This is a genomic window from Bradyrhizobium sp. ERR14 (genome assembly GCF_014198235.1).
Lineage (GTDB): Bacteria > Pseudomonadota > Alphaproteobacteria > Rhizobiales > Xanthobacteraceae > Bradyrhizobium.
In genome coordinates, this window is sequence record NZ_JACIHD010000067.1 from 1 (window position 1) to 1,229 (window position 1,229).

Sequence of the window (1,229 nt, forward strand, 5' to 3'; positions counted from 1 at the left end):
CGAACTTGCCACGCATCCAAAGCTCCGAGATCCAACGCAAATCAGTGAATCACGGAAATCGAACAAAAACGATAGTTTTTCAGCAGACTGCTAGAACGTTCAGCCTCGCTCTGGCTTGGAATAGCGTGCGAGCCCACGGAAGCCCGACAAAAACTTGCAGCAGGCGCTGCGTCAAATCGTTGCCGATATGCTCGCCGATAATAGCGTCACTATCCGCATCCGCTAGGAACGCCCTGGTGTAGGCCGTCCAGCCGTCATCCCACGCCACCATGCGACCATCGGCCAGTTTTCTCGATGCGGGAATAGGTTCCAACGCGAGCGCCTCAAGCATAATCTCCTGCATCACACGCTTGAATTGAGGCTCGTCGACGAAACGGTGAACCTTTTGATCGACGCCTTCCCCGATCGAGACAGTTCCGTTGGGCGTGGCGTCGTCGATAGCAAAGGCCACGCGAACGCTTCGCTTGTCGGCCAAGAAGGTCACGTCGACGGACCGCAGCCAGCTTGCGACCGTATCGGAGAGATTTTTGGTCGATCCTCGCAGGGCCCAGAGGGCAACCTGTATAACGGTCGTCTTGCCGACGAGATTGTCGCGAGTGACAATGCCAAACAGTCCATCTTGATCGACGTCCCAGCCGAATTCAAAATCGCTCGTAACCCCGTGCAGTACCTTAACTCCGGCAAATGCGATACGCTTGATCCGTAGCTGGCGAGCGGGTGGGGGAGACGGAGCAGCGACGACGCCGTGCTTGGTCAGGGTGGCCTCGACCTCGGCCATGTCCTTCTTCGACCGTCCGGCGACGGCATCGACAAACGGAATGGACTCAAGCGGTGTCGGCGACATCGTATTCATGATTGAGACCTCAAACCGACCAGTCGCGCAGTCACTTGTGCTCGAATTGGTTGGATGAGGCGGCCGTAGCGGGCCTCGTGATACTCGGCGACCTCGTATTGACGTTTTTTCAGCGCGCTACCCTTGCGATCACCAGCGACTTCCGCCACCAGAGACGCGCGATCAGCGTACCACGACAGGGGGGCTACCTTGGCCAGTTCCCCGGCCTTGGCTGCTCCATCGACTGTCAAGAAGAAGCTGCTCTGCGCGATGGCTGAACCATCGGCCTTGTATTTGCGCTTTAGCAGTCTGCTGAAAAACTATCGTTTTTGTTCGATTTCCGTGATTCACTGATTTGCGTTGGATCTCGGAGCTTTGGATGCGTGGCAAGTTCGAG

The 1,229-nt window shown here is 56.8% G+C and carries 1 protein-coding gene; it reads right to left on the reverse strand.

Annotation, left to right across the window (positions count from 1 at the left end):
* Positions 1-79: 79 nt before the first annotated feature.
* On the reverse strand, positions 80-853 hold the full coding sequence (locus GGD62_RS40530) for a hypothetical protein (protein WP_183714861.1): 774 nt from the start codon (positions 851-853) through the stop codon (positions 80-82).
* Between the last annotated feature and the right edge of the window lie 376 nt (positions 854-1,229).

Bases quoted from the DNA above. Each gene is read 5' to 3' on its own strand.
- GGD62_RS40530 (WP_183714861.1), bottom strand. From the start codon at position 853: ATGAATACGATGTCGCCGACACCGCTTGAGTCCATTCCGTTTGTCGAT.